Annotated in this window: 15 protein-coding genes and 1 other RNA gene; 11 read left to right on the forward strand and 5 right to left on the reverse strand. The window is 63.1% G+C overall.

Features of this window, described 5'->3' with window-relative positions:
- The first annotated feature begins 26 nt into the window (after nucleotides 1-26).
- The gene (locus tag BUQ73_RS03110; RefSeq protein ID WP_079226629.1) at nucleotides 27-650 is read left to right on the forward strand and encodes a glutathione S-transferase N-terminal domain-containing protein; all 624 of its coding nucleotides are present in this window, start codon (nucleotides 27-29) and stop codon (nucleotides 648-650) included.
- A 10-nt stretch (nucleotides 651-660) separates the two neighbouring features.
- Entirely contained in the window at nucleotides 661-1,092 is a 432-nt protein-coding gene (locus BUQ73_RS03115; protein WP_079226630.1) for a ClpXP protease specificity-enhancing factor, read from the forward strand.
- 51 nt (nucleotides 1,093-1,143) lie between these two features.
- Here the strand turns inward: BUQ73_RS03115 and BUQ73_RS03120 are convergent, their stop codons facing one another.
- The 5 genes from BUQ73_RS03120 to BUQ73_RS03140 all read right to left on the reverse strand — a co-directional run bounded on the left by BUQ73_RS03120 (nucleotide 1,144) and on the right by BUQ73_RS03140 (nucleotide 4,910).
- Nucleotides 1,144-1,362: a YgdI/YgdR family lipoprotein gene (locus tag BUQ73_RS03120; protein WP_027918008.1), complete on the reverse strand. Its 219-nt coding sequence runs from the start codon at nucleotides 1,360-1,362 to the stop codon at nucleotides 1,144-1,146.
- A 104-nt stretch (nucleotides 1,363-1,466) separates the two neighbouring features.
- Nucleotides 1,467-2,045 (reverse strand): BON domain-containing protein, encoded by a 579-nt coding sequence (locus BUQ73_RS03125; protein WP_027918007.1) that lies wholly within the window; start codon nucleotides 2,043-2,045, stop codon nucleotides 1,467-1,469.
- Nucleotides 2,042-2,635, reverse strand: coding sequence for a phosphoheptose isomerase (locus BUQ73_RS03130; RefSeq protein WP_008097558.1), 594 nt, complete (start codon nucleotides 2,633-2,635; stop codon nucleotides 2,042-2,044). The genes BUQ73_RS03125 and BUQ73_RS03130 overlap by 4 nt, the downstream gene beginning before the upstream one ends.
- Nucleotides 2,636-2,721: 86 nt before the next feature.
- On the reverse strand, nucleotides 2,722-3,093 hold the full coding sequence (locus BUQ73_RS03135; RefSeq protein WP_079226631.1) for a YraN family protein: 372 nt from the start codon (nucleotides 3,091-3,093) through the stop codon (nucleotides 2,722-2,724).
- Nucleotides 3,093-4,910 carry a penicillin-binding protein activator gene (locus BUQ73_RS03140; protein ID WP_079226632.1) on the reverse strand — a complete coding sequence of 606 codons (1,818 nt, stop codon included), beginning with the start codon at nucleotides 4,908-4,910 and terminating at the stop codon, nucleotides 3,093-3,095. The genes BUQ73_RS03135 and BUQ73_RS03140 overlap by 1 nt, the downstream gene beginning before the upstream one ends.
- Nucleotides 4,911-5,131: 221 nt before the next feature.
- Between BUQ73_RS03140 and rsmI the strand changes: the two genes are divergently transcribed.
- The 9 genes from rsmI to mraY all read left to right on the forward strand — a co-directional run bounded on the left by rsmI (nucleotide 5,132) and on the right by mraY (nucleotide 14,062).
- A complete protein-coding gene (gene rsmI / locus BUQ73_RS03145; RefSeq protein WP_192858709.1) occupies nucleotides 5,132-5,974 on the forward strand; it encodes a 16S rRNA (cytidine(1402)-2'-O)-methyltransferase in 843 nt (280 codons plus the stop codon).
- Nucleotides 5,975-6,041: 67 nt separating this feature from the next.
- An RNA gene (gene rnpB, locus BUQ73_RS03150) (RNase P RNA component class A) lies at nucleotides 6,042-6,401 on the forward strand.
- Nucleotides 6,402-6,710: 309 nt separating this feature from the next.
- Nucleotides 6,711-7,166 (forward strand): division/cell wall cluster transcriptional repressor MraZ, encoded by a 456-nt coding sequence (mraZ, locus tag BUQ73_RS03155; protein ID WP_011535546.1) that lies wholly within the window; start codon nucleotides 6,711-6,713, stop codon nucleotides 7,164-7,166.
- Nucleotides 7,163-8,110, forward strand: coding sequence for a 16S rRNA (cytosine(1402)-N(4))-methyltransferase RsmH (gene rsmH / locus BUQ73_RS03160; RefSeq protein ID WP_027918003.1), 948 nt, complete (start codon nucleotides 7,163-7,165; stop codon nucleotides 8,108-8,110). The genes mraZ and rsmH overlap by 4 nt, the downstream gene beginning before the upstream one ends.
- Entirely contained in the window at nucleotides 8,107-8,400 is a 294-nt protein-coding gene (ftsL, locus tag BUQ73_RS03165; RefSeq protein WP_079226634.1) for a cell division protein FtsL, read from the forward strand. Before rsmH ends, ftsL begins: the two co-directional genes overlap by 4 nt.
- Complete coding sequence (locus tag BUQ73_RS03170) at nucleotides 8,400-10,133, forward strand: peptidoglycan D,D-transpeptidase FtsI family protein (RefSeq protein ID WP_192858710.1); 1,734 nt, start codon at nucleotides 8,400-8,402, stop codon at nucleotides 10,131-10,133. The genes ftsL and BUQ73_RS03170 overlap by 1 nt, the downstream gene beginning before the upstream one ends.
- Nucleotides 10,130-11,620, forward strand: coding sequence for a UDP-N-acetylmuramoyl-L-alanyl-D-glutamate--2,6-diaminopimelate ligase (locus BUQ73_RS03175; RefSeq protein WP_416171805.1), 1,491 nt, complete (start codon nucleotides 10,130-10,132; stop codon nucleotides 11,618-11,620). The genes BUQ73_RS03170 and BUQ73_RS03175 overlap by 4 nt, the downstream gene beginning before the upstream one ends.
- Nucleotides 11,613-12,980, forward strand: a complete 1,368-nt coding sequence (locus BUQ73_RS03180) for a UDP-N-acetylmuramoyl-tripeptide--D-alanyl-D-alanine ligase (RefSeq protein ID WP_079226636.1) — start codon at nucleotides 11,613-11,615, stop codon at nucleotides 12,978-12,980. Before BUQ73_RS03175 ends, BUQ73_RS03180 begins: the two co-directional genes overlap by 8 nt.
- Entirely contained in the window at nucleotides 12,980-14,062 is a 1,083-nt protein-coding gene (gene mraY, locus BUQ73_RS03185) for a phospho-N-acetylmuramoyl-pentapeptide-transferase (RefSeq protein ID WP_079226637.1), read from the forward strand. Before BUQ73_RS03180 ends, mraY begins: the two co-directional genes overlap by 1 nt.
- Nucleotides 14,063-14,066 lie beyond the last annotated feature (4 nt).

Raw genomic sequence — 14,066 nt, forward strand, 5'->3', positions numbered from 1 at the left:
AAGCATTCCTTGCGAGGAGGCGCTACATGGGCGCAACCAACCGGTTAGCCTGCTATTCCGACCCTGCTGACCATTATTCTCATCGGGTGCGCCTCGTGCTCGCCGAGAAGGGTGTCAGCGTGCAGGTCATCGACGTCGACCCCGCGCGGCTGCCACCCAGACTGGCAGAGGTGAACCCTTACGGCAGCGTACCGACCTTGGTCGATCGTGATCTGGCGTTGTATGAATCGACCGTGGTGATGGAATACCTCGAGGAGCGTTACCCGCATCCGCCGCTGATGCCGGTGTACCCGGTGGCGCGAGGCAACAGCCGCCTGCTGATGCACCGCATCCAGCGTGACTGGTGCGCCCTGGCTGATATCATTCTCGACCCGCGCAGCGCTGAGGCCGCCCGCACCGAGGCGCGCAAGGCGCTGCGCGAGAGCCTGACTGGTGTCTCGCCGCTGTTCGGCGAGTTCGCTTGCTTCATGAGCGAGGAGCAAAGCCTGGTCGACTGTTGTCTATTGCCCATACTATGGCGTTTGCCGGTAATGGGTATCGAATTGCCGCGGCAGGCCAAGCCGCTGCTGGATTACATGGAGCGACAGTTCGCCCGCGAGCCTTTCCTGGCGAGCTTGTCCTCCGTTGAACGTGAAATGCGCAAGCTTTAAGGAGCCGTTGATGAACTCCAGTCGCCCCTATCTGGTTCGAGCACTGTACGAGTGGATCGTCGACAACGATTGCACCCCCCATATGCTGGTCAATGCCGAGTTCCCGGCAGTCCAGGTGCCGCAAGGTTTCGCCAGTGATGGCCAGATCGTCTTGAACATCTCGCCGAGTGCTGTGCGTAATCTGCACATGGACAACGACGCCGTGAGCTTCGAGGGTCGCTTCAGTGGTGTTGCCCATTCGTTGTTCGTGCCGGCCGGTGCCATTCTGGGTATCTATGCCCGGGAGAATGGCCAGGGCATGGTCTTCGAGCTTGAGCCGCCGCTGATGGATGGCGATGAGCTGGAAGACGAGGACGTTGAGCCGGATGATGATGGCCCGCCGGAAGGTGGTGGCCAGCCACCGCGTCCAAGCGGGCGACCCAGCCTGAAGGTGGTCAAGTAACAAAAAAGGCGATCCGCATGGATCGCCTTTTTCTTTGCCGCGAAGTTGCGCTTACAGGTCGCTGATGGTGCGGACCTGGTCACGGTTGATGCGGGTGCGCTTGCCGTCGAGTTGCTGGAACTCGTAGAAGCCCGTGTCCTTCTCGAAGTGCGGGGTGTCGACGGCCTGGATTTCGCGGCCATCGTTGAGGGTGATCAGGCTTGGGGTAGAGCAGCCGGCTAGGGTGGCGAAGGCGCCGAGCAGCAGGGCAGGCAGCAGAAGCTTTTTCATGCGGTGTTTCCTGGATATCGGGAAGGTTGGAGCGGATGGTTTGCTGTGCCGGCCCCTGTGGGAGCTGGTAAGCCTGTGAAGGGCTGGCACAGGTCAAGGCTTGATCAGTCGATGTACTCGAACAGCTTGACGATCTTCTGCACGCCAGACACGCCCTGAACCACGGCGGTGGCGGAGTTGGCTTCTTGCTGAGTTACCAGGCCCAGCAGGTACACGATGCCGTTCTCGGTGATCACCTTGATCCGCGAGCTTGGCACGGCATTGTCGGTGAGCATCTGGGTCTTGATCTTGGTCGTCAGCCAGGCGTCATTGTTGCGCGCCAGGATCGAGGAGGGCTGCATCACCTGCAGCTCGTTGTGCACTTTCTTCACTCGCTGGACCTGGCTGGCGGTCTGTTCGGCCAGGCTCTTGAGGTCGGCGCGCGGGGTTTGCCCGGCGAGCAGGACGATACCGTTGTAGCTGCTGACGACAATGTGCGAGCTCTTGTCCAGGTCAGGGCTGGCCTTGGCAATGTTGACCGAGGCCTTGGTCTCGATCAGCGAATCGTCGATCTTGCTGCCGATGGTACGGGTGCCACGATCATCCTCGATCGGCGAGTTGCGGGTCGAGTTCAGTACCGAGCTGCAGCCGGTGACGCTCAGGCACAGGGTCAGGGCCATCAGGCCGAGGCGGATGGGGGTCATTCTTCACTCCCGAACAGTTGGCTGTCGATCAGATCGCACAGGCAGTGGATCGCCAGCAGGTGGACTTCCTGAATACGTGCAGTGACCGTCGACGGTACGCGGATTTCCACGTCTTCGGGCAGCAGCAGCGAAGCCATGCCACCGCCGTCACGTCCGGTCAATGCTACGACAATCATTTCGCGATCATGTGCGGCCTGGATCGCTTGAATTACGTTGGCAGAGTTGCCGCTGGTCGAAATCGCCAACAGTACGTCGCCGGGCTGGCCCAAGGCGCGGATCTGCTTGGAGAAGATTTCGTTGTAGCTGTAATCGTTGGCGATCGAGGTCAGCGTCGAGCTGTCGGTCGTCAAGGCGATGGCCGGAAGGCTCGGGCGCTCACGCTCGAAGCGGTTGAGCAGCTCCGAAGAGAAGTGCTGGGCATCGCCGGCCGAGCCGCCGTTGCCGCAGGCGAGCATCTTGCCCTCGTTGAGCAGCGCATTGACCATGACCAGGCTTGCCTGCTCGATGTGCGGTGCCAGGATGTCCATTGCCTGTTGCTTGGTGTCGATGCTGGCCTGGAACAGCCGGCGAATTCGGGATTGCATGTCCATCTGGTGACCTTAAGTGGGGCGGTGGCCTTTGCTGTGCGCAACAGGGACCAGCCCGCGAAACATAGAGCAAAAAAAACGAAGTGGGTTCAGCATTCGAAGGCGTTTTTCAGCCATTGAAATGGCCGGCCTGCATGGCGGCTGCCCTGCAGGGCGACAACGTCGAAGCGGCAGGGGTGATCGGCCCAGCGGGACTCCTTCTGCAGGAACAGTGTGGCGGCACGCACCAGCCGTTTCTGCTTGCGCCCGTCAATGCTGCCGAGGGCGCCACCGAAGTCCGCGTGCAACCGATAGCGGACTTCGACGAATACTACTGTATCGGCGTCGAGCATGACCAGATCAAGCTCGCCGCCTTTGCATCGCCAATTGCGTGCCAGCAGTTGCAGGCCCTGCCCTTGCAGGTACTCAAGGGCTTGGGTTTCTGCTGCCTGGCCGGCGCTGCTCGGCGATGCCTCGGGCATCAGTGCGAGGTGTCCGGCAGGCGCTTGACCTGGCCGCCAGAGAACTCGGCCCACGGCAGTTGGCGCTCGACGCGCTGGCTGGCGTTGATGCTCAGGCTGCCCGACAGGCCCTGTACGCGGTTGTCCGGCAGTGCCTTGAGCTGGCCCAGGCGAGGCGCCAGGCTGTAGGCGTCGACACCCATGGCGTACAGGCGGCCAAGGCTGCCGGCGGCTTGTGGCCATTGCTGCACTACCTGCTGGCGCAGGCTGTTGCTGGTGTCGAGCAGCCATGGGGTTTCGCAAAAGCGAATGCCGTTCATGTCGTTGTACTGGTTGACGTCACCGCTGGCGCTGTACAGGTTCGAGGTGGCGTAGACCGGTACGTCACCGGCGTACTGGAAGTTCAGGGTCGGTTTGATCTGCTGCGCCTGCTGCGGGGTCGAGGCGAGGAAGATGAAATCGATGTCCTGGCGGCGCGACGGCTGTGCCGCGATGCTGCCGCCCACGGTGCTCTGCAGGCTCTGGGCGCGGCCTTCGCTCTGGCGCAGCTGGAACAGGCTGGCGATCTGCTGGGCAAGGGCGACGGGTTGGGCGATGCGCTCGGCGGCGATGATGGTGCCGCCATTGCCTTCCCAGTCCTGGCGGAAGGCGGCCAGTACACGGTCGCCCCACTCACCGCTTGGCACCAGGGCCACGGCGCGGACCATGCCGTCGGCGCGGGCGCGACGTGCCACTTCGCGGGCCTCGTCCTCGGCAGCGAGGCCGAACTGGAACAGCTGCGGTGGTGCCTTCTGGCCGGCATCGGCGTAGTTCAGGGCAAGGGTGGTGATGGGCAGCTGCGCGTTGGCCGCGAGCTTTTTCACCAGCGGTTTTTCCAGTGGGCCGACCACCAGCTGTACGCCGTCGGCCTGGGCCTGGCGATAGAAGTCGTCGAGCGAGCCGATGCGCGAGCTGTCGTAGACCTGCACGGCGGGTGCTTGCCCGCCAGCCTGCTGGGCTTGGAAGTGGGCAGCCATGAAGCCGTCACGCAGGGCGCGGGCAACGCCGGCCAGAGGGCCTTCCTGAGGCAGCAGCAGGGCAATTTTGGTCAGCGGCTGGCTGGCCAGTTCCTTGAGCTTGGTCAGGGCCAGCGGCAGTTGCTTGGCGGCCGGATGGTCAGGGTGCTGCTTGCGCCAGGCTTCGATGGCGGCCTGCTGCTGCTCCAGGGTGCCGGCGCTTTTCACAGCCAGCGCCAGGCTGGTCCAGCCGGCCAGGATTTCGTTGTTGGCGGGTTGTTGCAGCTGTTCGGCCGGCAGCGAGGCGACCAGGGCCCAGGTTGCGTCATTGTTCGCGCTGGCGGCCTGGCCGCTGAGCAGCGGGCTCAGCAGCACGCGTTGCTGGGCGGCGGCCAGGGCCTGGCCGTCAGCCTCAAGGGCGGCGGCGTGGACGCTGTAGGTGCGCACCTGCTGTTGCTCTGGCAGCTCTGCAATGTGCTGCAGGCTTGGGTGGGACAGGGCGGTCAGGGCGGCCTTGGGCTGGTTGCGGCTCATGGCCAGTTCGGCGCCGAGGGTGGCGGCGAAAATTTGCTGGGCCGGCTTGAGCGTGTCCATCGGCACCTGCTCGAGGATGCGTGCGGCGCGAGGGAAGTCCTTCTGCTTGTAGGCCAGGTCGGCAGCGCTCAGACGCAGCAGGGCGGCGTCTTCGGCGGACTTGCTGGTGGCGGCCTTCTCGAGCAGTTGCTCGATGCTGGCATCCGGGGTGCGTGGCAGTTCGCCCAGGCTGGATGAGGGCGAGCTGGCGCAGGCTGCCAGCAGGGCGGCGAGGCAGAGGGCTGTGAGCAGCCGCAGGCAAGCGATCATGTAAAGGTCCTGTTACTCGATCAAGTTGGCCGGCAATTGTACCCAAGCGGCGGCCGGGGCGCGATCTGCCGTTAGCAGAACCTTCACTATAGGCGCCTCGCCGGGGCCTGCCGATGAAGTTCTTTGCGCCCTGTTGCCGGCGCTCGGGCTACAATGGCGCCTTTGATCCGAAAGGCAGGGTGTGTGCAGTGACTGATGTGGCCGGGACTTCGAAATCCACCATGGGGACGCTTTATGTGGTCGCGACCCCCATCGGCAACCTTGATGACATGAGTGCCCGGGCGCTCAAGGTGCTGGCCGATGTCGCCCTGATCGCCGCCGAGGATACCCGCCATTCGGTTCGTCTGCTGCAGCACTTCGGCATCGATACGCCGCTGGCGGCCTGCCACGAGCACAACGAGCGCGACGAAGGCGGGCGCTTCATCACCAAGTTGCTGGCAGGGGAAGATGTGGCGCTGGTATCCGATGCCGGTACGCCGTTGATTTCCGACCCGGGTTACCACCTGGTACGTCAGGCCCGCGCCGCAGGCGTCAGCGTGGTGCCAGTGCCTGGCGCCTGCGCATTGATTGCCGCGCTATCGGCTGCTGGCTTGCCTTCTGACCGGTTCATCTTCGAAGGTTTCCTGCCGGCCAAGGCTGCCGGTCGTCGGGCGCGCCTGGAGCAAGTCAAGGAAGAGCCGCGCACGCTGATCTTCTACGAGGCGCCGCACCGCATCCTGGAATGCCTGGAAGACATGGAGCTGGTGTTTGGTGGCGAGCGCCCGGCGCTGCTGGCGCGCGAGTTGACCAAGACCTTCGAGACCCTGAAAGGCCTGCCGTTGGCTGAATTGCGCGCGTTCGTCGCCGGCGACAGCAATCAGCAGCGGGGTGAGTGCGTGGTGCTGGTCGGTGGCTGGAGTGCGCCAGAAGGCGAGGATGCGATCAGCGCCGAAGCGCAGCGCGTCCTGGATCTTCTGCTGGCAGAACTGCCGCTGAAAAGAGCGGCGGCATTGGCGGCGGAAATCACCGGCGTGCGCAAGAATCTGCTGTATCAAGTTGCCTTGGAAAAGCAGAAAGCACAGTAGTGGCAATTAGACATTGTTCACGGTATCGCTTGTTCTTGCGCGCGCGTGCCGTTAACCTTGTCGGCGGAGAGTCGATCGGACAGTCGCTGCCGTCTTTTGTTCCGCAAAAGATGGGGGAGGAAAGTCCGGGCTCCATAGGGCAGAGTGCCAGGTAACGCCTGGGAGGCGCGAGCCTACGGAAAGTGCCACAGAAAATAACCGCCTAAGCACTTCGGTGCCGGTAAGGGTGAAAAGGTGCGGTAAGAGCGCACCGCACGGCTGGCAACAGTTCGTGGCTAGGTAAACCCCACTCGGAGCAAGACCAAATAGGGTTCCATCAGGCGTGGCCCGCGTCGGAACCGGGTAGGTTGCTAGAGGCGTCCAGTGATGGCCGTCGTAGAGGAATGACTGTCCTCGACAAAACCCGGCTTACAGATCGACTCTCCACCTTTTCCTTTCCTGCTTGATTCGATAGCAGATCCCTCCTGGTAATACCAAAAAGATCTTACTCTTAATAATTTACTTTAACTTCGAACGGCATTCGTTTGAGCTGGTTTGATTTTTCTCGTGTTTTTCCCCTCCTGGCAGTCCTTCCGCATTCCTTTGTTGCGCTAAATCTCGGTCCTGTAAGGGTTTTCCTTATGAACGTGCCTTGACGGTGCAGCGGACGGATTCCTATAGTGTGCGCAAGTGGCAGAAAGTGGGATGAAGTGGGTTTTCTGGCACAAAAAAGCTAACATTGTGGGGGATCGCTACCGTGTTTCGCGGAGCCAACGCCGTCAGCCTCGATGCCAAGGGCCGTCTCGCGATGCCGAGCCGGTACCGTGACGAGCTCGATTCGCGTTGCAATGGTCAGCTGATCGTGACCATCGACGCCGTTGACCCCTGCTTGTGTGTTTATCCCCTCGACGAGTGGGAACAGATTGAAGCCAAGTTGCGTGCCTTGCCGTCGTTGCGTGAGGAAAACCGCCGCCTGCAGCGTTTGCTGATTGGTAATGCGGTTGACCTGGAGCTCGATGGCAGTGGGCGTTTCCTGGTACCGCCCCGCCTGCGTGAGTACGCCAAGCTGGACAAGAAGGCGATGCTGGTGGGGCAACTGAACAAATTCCAGCTGTGGGATGAGGATGCCTGGAACGCGGTTTCGGCAGCCGATCTTGCAGCTATCCAACAACCGGGCGCCATGCCCGACGATTTGCGTGACCTGATCCTGTGACCATAGATAGCGGCTTCAACCACATCACCGTCCTGCTCGATGAAGCTGTCGAGGCATTGGCCCTGCGCGCCGACGGTTGCTATCTGGACGGCACCTTCGGGCGTGGCGGCCATAGCCGCCTGATTCTCAGCAAGCTCGGGCCGCAAGGGCGGCTGCTGGGCTTCGACAAAGATCCTCAAGCGATTGCCACCGGGCAAGCGCTGGCGGCCGAAGACGGCCGCTTTGTCATTGTGCAGCGCAGCTTTGCCGAGCTGGGCGCGGAAGTGGCCGAGCGCGGTCTGGACGGTAAAGTCAGTGGCATCCTGCTGGATCTGGGCGTGTCCTCGCCGCAGCTGGATGACCCAGAGCGTGGCTTCAGCTTCCTCAACGATGGCCCGCTGGACATGCGCATGAACCCGGATCAGGGCATCAGCGCTGCCGAGTTCATCGCCACCGCACCGGTCGAGGAAATTGCCCGCGTCTTCAAGGAGTACGGCGAAGAGCGCTTTGCCGGGCGCATGGCGCGTGCCGTGGTCGAGCGCCGCGAGAAGCAGCCGTTCACCCGCACCGCCGATCTGGCTGAAGTGCTCAAGGTTGCCAACCCCGCCTGGGAGAAGGGCAAGAACCCGGCGACCCGCGCCTTCCAGGGGTTGCGCATTCACGTCAACAACGAACTGGGTGACCTCGAGGCCGGCCTTGAAGCTGCGCTCGACGCCCTGGAAGTGGGCGGCCGCCTGGCGGTCATCAGCTTCCACTCGCTGGAAGACCGCATCGTCAAGCTGTTCATGCGCAAGCTGGTCAAGGGCGAGGCCGACAACCTGCCACGCAACCTGCCGGTACAGCACAAGGTCTTCGAGCCGAAGATCAAGCTGATCGGCAAGGCCCAGTTTGCCTCCGAAGCCGAACTCAAGGCCAACCCGCGGTCGCGCAGCGCCGTGATGCGGGTGGCGGAGAAGCTTCGGTGAGCCGGCTATTTGCCAAACCTCTGCCAGGCGGAAGCTTCCTGATGCTTCTGCTGTTTGTCGGCGTGCTCGTTTCGGCGATCGCCGTGTCGTACAGCGCCCACTGGAATCGCCAGTTGCTCAACACCTTGTACGGCGAGCTCAACGAACGGGACAAAGCTCAGGCCGAGTGGGGCCGGCTGATTCTCGAACAAAGCACCTGGACAGCCTCCAGCCGTATCGAGATCCTGGCCTCCGAGCAGCTGAAAATGCGCGTGCCGGCGGCTGACGAAGTGCGGATGGTGGCGCCATGATGAAGCTCGAAGGCGCACTCTACCCCTGGCGCTTCCGGGTAGTGATCGGTTTGCTGGCACTGATGGTCGGCGCGATCTGCTGGCGCATCATCGACCTGCAGGTCGTCGACCGCGACTTCCTCAAGGGCCAGGGCGATGCCCGCAGCCTGCGTCACATCCCCATCCCTGCGCACCGCGGCCTGATCACCGACCGCAACGGCGAGCCGCTGGCCGTCAGCACACCGGTCACCACCTTGTGGGCCAACCCCAAGGAAATGCAGGCGGCCAAGGACCGCTGGCCACAGCTGGCCGCTGCTCTCGGGCAGAACGCCCAGCAACTGACCGAGCGCCTGACCCAGCAGGCCAACAAGGAATTCATCTACCTGGTCCGCGGCCTGACCCCGGAGCAGGGCCAGCACGTGCTCGACCTGAAAGTGCCGGGCGTGTATGGCCTGGAAGAGTTCCGCCGCTTCTATCCGGCCGGTGACGTGACCGCGCACATGGTCGGCTTCACCGACCTCGACGACCACGGCCGTGAAGGCGTGGAGCTGGCCTACGATGAATGGCTGGCCGGCGTGCCCGGCAAGCGGCAAGTGATCAAGGACCGGCGCGGCCGGTTGATCAAGGACATCCAGGTCACCAAGAACGCCAAGGCCGGCAAGACCTTGGCGTTGTCGATCGACCTGCGCCTGCAATATCTGGCCACCCGCGAACTGCGCAACGCGATTGCCGAGCAGGACGCCAAGGCTGGCAGCCTGGTGATCATGGACGTCAAGACCGGTGAGGTCTTGGCCATGGTCAACCAGCCGACCTACAACCCTAACAACCGTCGCAGCATGTTCCCGGCCGCCATGCGTAACCGGGCCATCATCGACGTGTTCGAGCCGGGTTCGACGGTGAAGCCGATCTCCATGAGTGCGGCGCTGCAGAGCGGCCGCTGGAAACCGACCGACAAGGTCGAGGTGTATCCAGGCAGCCTGCAGATCGGTCGCTACACCATCAAGGACGTGTCCAAGAGCGAGGGCCCGATCCTCGACCTGACCGGCATCCTGATCAACTCCTCCAACGTCGGTATGAGCAAGATTGCTTTCGATATCGGCGGTGAAGCCATCTACCGAGTGATGTCCCAGGTCGGCCTGGGCCAGTACACCGGTCTCGGCTTCCCGGGCGAACGTGTCGGCAACCTGCCCAACCACCGCGAGTGGCGCAAGGCTGAAACCGCGACCCTGTCCTACGGCTACGGTGTGTCTGTGACCGCCCTGCAGCTGGTACACGCCTACGCGGCGCTGGCCAACGACGGCAAGATGGTGCCGTTGTCGATCCTCAAGGTCGACAAGGCGCCAGAAGCAGTGCAGGCCATCCCCAAGGAAACTGCCGAAACCATCCAGGGCATGCTGCAGCAGGTGATTGAAGCGCCACGCGGTGTGTTCCGTGCCCAGGTGCCGTTCTATCACGTGGCTGGCAAGTCCGGTACCGCCCGTAAGGCGACCGTCGGCTCCAAGGGTTACACCGAAAACGCCTACCGCTCGCTGTTCGCCGGCTTCGGCCCAATGAGCGACCCGCGCTACGCCATCGTCGTGGTCATCGACGAGCCGGGCAAGGGTGGCTACTTCGGCGGCCTGGTATCGGCCCCCGTATTCAGCAAGGTCATGTCGGGCACTCTGCGCCTGATGAACGTGCCGCCAGACAACCTGCCGCCGCCTAGCGATCCGCAGCAGGCCAGTGCAGCACCCGCCAAGGGAGGGCGTGGATGATGACAATGCCATTGAGCAAGCTTTTCGCCCACGCCAGCCGCGATCCGCTGATCCGTGAACTGACCCTGGACAGCCGCGCCGTGCGTCCGGGCGACCTGTTCCTGGCCGTGCCGGGTGCCAAGGTCGATGGCCGTGACCATATCGCCGACGCCCTGGCCCGTGGTGCCGCTGCGGTGGCCTATGAAGAGCAGGGCGCCAGTGTGCTGCCGATCACCGATGCGCCGCTGATTCCGGTCAAGGGCCTGGTTTCGCAGCTTTCCCGCATCGCTGGCAGCTTCTATGGCGAGCCGAGCCGTCAGCTGAATCTGGTCGGTGTGACCGGTACCAACGGCAAGACCAGCGTCACACAACTGGTGGCCCAGGCGCTCGATGCGCTTGGCCAGCGTTGCGGCCTGATCGGCACATTGGGTACCGGTTTCTTCGGTGAGCTGCAGAGCGGCCGCTTGACCACGCCCGACCCGATCGCCGTGCAGTCGACCCTGTACGACCTCAAGAAGGCCGGCGCCAAGGCCGTGGCCATGGAGGTTTCTTCGCATGCCCTGGAGCAAGGGCGGGTCGCTGCGCTGGAATTCGATATCGCGGTGATGACCAATCTCTCCCGCGACCACCTCGACTACCACGGCAGCATGGAGGCCTACGAGGCCGCCAAGGCCAAGCTGTTCGCCTGGCCGAGCCTGCGTTGCCAGGTGGTCAACCTGGATGATGGCTTCGGTCGTCGCCTGGCCGAAGACTTTGCCCGCCGCCCGAGTGTCGATCATATCGAGACCCGGCTGCTCAGTTACAGCCTGGAAAACCCGGATGCTTCGCTGTTCTGCCGCGAAGCGGATTTCGATGACGATGGTGTACGTGCCATTCTTGTCACCGCCCAGGGCGAACGTACCCTGCGCAGCCAGCTGCTGGGTCGCTTCAACCTGAGCAACATGCTCGCGGCGGTGGCCACGCTGCTGGCGCTGGACTACTCGCTGGACGAAATTCTCAAGGTCACCCCGCACCTGCAGGGCCCGGTCGGCCGCATGCAGCGCCTGGGCGGCGGTGACAAGCCGCTGGTGGTGGTCGACTACGCGCATACTCCGGATGCGCTGGAAAAGGTCCTCGAAGCCTTGCGCCCGCACGCCCATGGCCAACTGCTGTGTCTGTTCGGCTGTGGTGGCGACCGTGATCGCGGCAAGCGCCCGCTGATGGCCGAAGTGGCCGAGCGCCTGGCCGACCGCGTGCTGGTCACCGACGACAACCCGCGTACCGAAGACCCGCAAGGCATCTTCGCCGATATTCGCCCCGGTTTCGCCCAGCCCGCCGACGTCGAGTTCGTCGCTGGCCGCGGTGAGGCTATTGCTCACCTGATCGCCACTGCCGCTGCCAATGACGTGATCGTCCTGGCCGGCAAGGGGCACGAGGACTACCAGGAGATCAATGGCGAGCGCCATGCTTTCTCCGACCTGATCGAAGCCGACAAGGCACTTGCAGCCTGGGAGGCTCCACATGCTTAAGCCCATGACCCTCAGTCAGTTGGCAGGCGCTTTGAATGCGCGCCTGGTCAACGCCGACGCCAGCTTCACCGGTGTCAGCATCGACAGCCGCAGCGTCTCAGCCGGTCAACTGTTCGTAGCCCTGACCGGGCCGCGCTTCGATGGCCATGACTACCTGGCCGACGTGCAAGCCAAAGGTGCTGTCGCTGCGCTGGTCGAGCGCGAAATCGCCGATGTCGATCTGCCGCAGCTGCTGGTCGCCGACAGCCGTGTCGCACTGGGCCAGCTCGGTGCGCTGAACCGCGCCGCGTTCGACAAGCCGGTAGTCGCCATCACCGGCTCCAGTGGCAAGACCACGGTCAAGGAGATGCTCGCCAGCATCCTGCGCACCCGTGGCCTGGTTCACGCCACGCGTGGCAACCTGAACAACGACCTCGGTGCACCACTGACCTTGCTGGAAATCGCCCCGGAGCACAGCGCCGCGGTGATCGAGCTGGGCGCTTCGCGCATCGGCGAGATCCGCTACACCGTCGGGCTGACCCAGCCGCAGGTGGTGATCATCAACAACGCCGGTACTGCCCACGTTGGCGAGTTCGGCGGCCCTGAGAAGATCGTCGAAGCCAAGGGCGAAATCCTCGAAGGCCTGGGCGAGGGCGGCACCGCCATCCTCAACCTGGCTGACAAGGCGTTCGAGATCTGGCGCAAGCGCGCTGGCAACCACCGCATCTTCAGCTTCGCCCTGGACAACCCGCAGGCTGACTTCCATGCCAGCAACATCGGTCGTGATGCCCGTGGTTGCCCGTCGTTCACGCTGCACGGCCCTGATGGCAGTGTGCCTGTGCAACTGAATCTGCTGGGTACTCACAGCGTCAGCAACGCCTTGGCTGCCGCCGCCGCCGCCCATGCCGTTGGTCTGAGCCTGAGTGGCATTGCCGCCGGCCTCAACGCCGTGCAACCGGTCAAGGGCCGCACCGTGGCGCAGATCGCGCCAAACGGCGTGCGGGTAATCGACGACAGCTACAACGCAAATCCCACCTCCATGTGTGCGGCCATTGATATACTCGCCGGCTTTTCCGGGCGCACCGTTCTGGTGCTTGGAGATATCGGCGAACTGGGCCAGTGGGCGGAAGAAGGCCACCGGCAGGTGGGTGATTACGCACGCGGCAAGGTTGACGCCGTGTATGCAACGGGTTCCAACATGAGTCATGCGGTCAAGGCGTTCGGCGCCAATGGCCGTCATTTCGCTACTCAAGCTGAGCTGATCGACGCCGTTCGCGCCGAAACCGCCAGCGACACCACTATCTTGATCAAGGGCTCGCGCAGCGCTGCGATGGAAAACGTCGTGGCTGCATTGTGCGGTGCCAGCGGGGAGAAACATTAATGCTGCTGCTGTTGGCTGAGTATCTGCAACAGTTCCACAAGGGCTTCGCGGTCTTCCAGTACCTGTCCCTGCGCGGGATTCTTGGTGTACTGACCGCGTTGTCGCTGGCGCTGTGGCTGGGGCCGTGGATGATCCGTACCCTGCAGATTCGCCAGATTGGTCAGGCCGTTCGTAACGACGGCCCGCAATCGCACCTGTCCAAGTCCGGTACCCCGACCATGGGGGGCGCACTGATCCTGTCTGCCATCGGCGTCAGCACGTTGCTGTGGGCTGACCTGTCCAACCGCTACGTCTGGACTGTGCTGATCGTCACCCTGCTGTTCGGTGCCATTGGCTGGGTCGACGACTACCGCAAGGTGATCGAAAAGAACTCGCGAGGCTTGCCGAGCCGCTGGAAGTACTTCTGGCAGTCGGTGTTCGGCCTTGGCGCGGCAGTGTTCCTGTACATGACCGCACCAACCAGCGTCGAAACCACCCTGATCGTGCCGTTCCTCAAGGACGTCACCATCCCGCTGGGTATCGGCTTCGTCGTCCTCACCTATTTCGTCATCGTTGGCTCCAGCAATGCGGTCAACCTGACTGACGGCCTCGATGGGCTGGCAATCATGCCAACCGTGATGGTCGGCGGTGCGCTGGGCATCTTCTGCTACCTGTCGGGTAACGTGAAGTTCGCCGAATACCTGCTGATCCCTTATGTGCCGGGCTCGGGCGAGCTGATCGTGTTCTGCGGCGCGCTGATCGGTGCCGGCCTGGGCTTCCTGTGGTTCAACACCTATCCGGCCCAGGTATTCATGGGCGACGTCGGCGCACTGGCGCTGGGCGCCGCCCTGGGTACCATCGCCGTGATCGTGCGCCAGGAAATCGTGCTGTTCATCATGGGCGGCATCTTCGTGATGGAAACCCTGTCGGTGGTGATCCAGGTCGCCTCGTTCAAGCTCACCGGCAAGCGCGTGTTCCGCATGGCGCCGATTCACCACCACTTTGAACTCAAGGGCTGGCCTGAGCCGCGCGTGATCGTCCGTTTCTGGATCATCACCGTGATTCTGGTGCTGATCGGCCTGGCAACCCTGAAACTGAGGTAGAAAA

It is taken from the genome of Pseudomonas putida, assembly GCF_002025705.1.
Lineage (GTDB): Bacteria > Pseudomonadota > Gammaproteobacteria > Pseudomonadales > Pseudomonadaceae > Aquipseudomonas > Aquipseudomonas putida_J.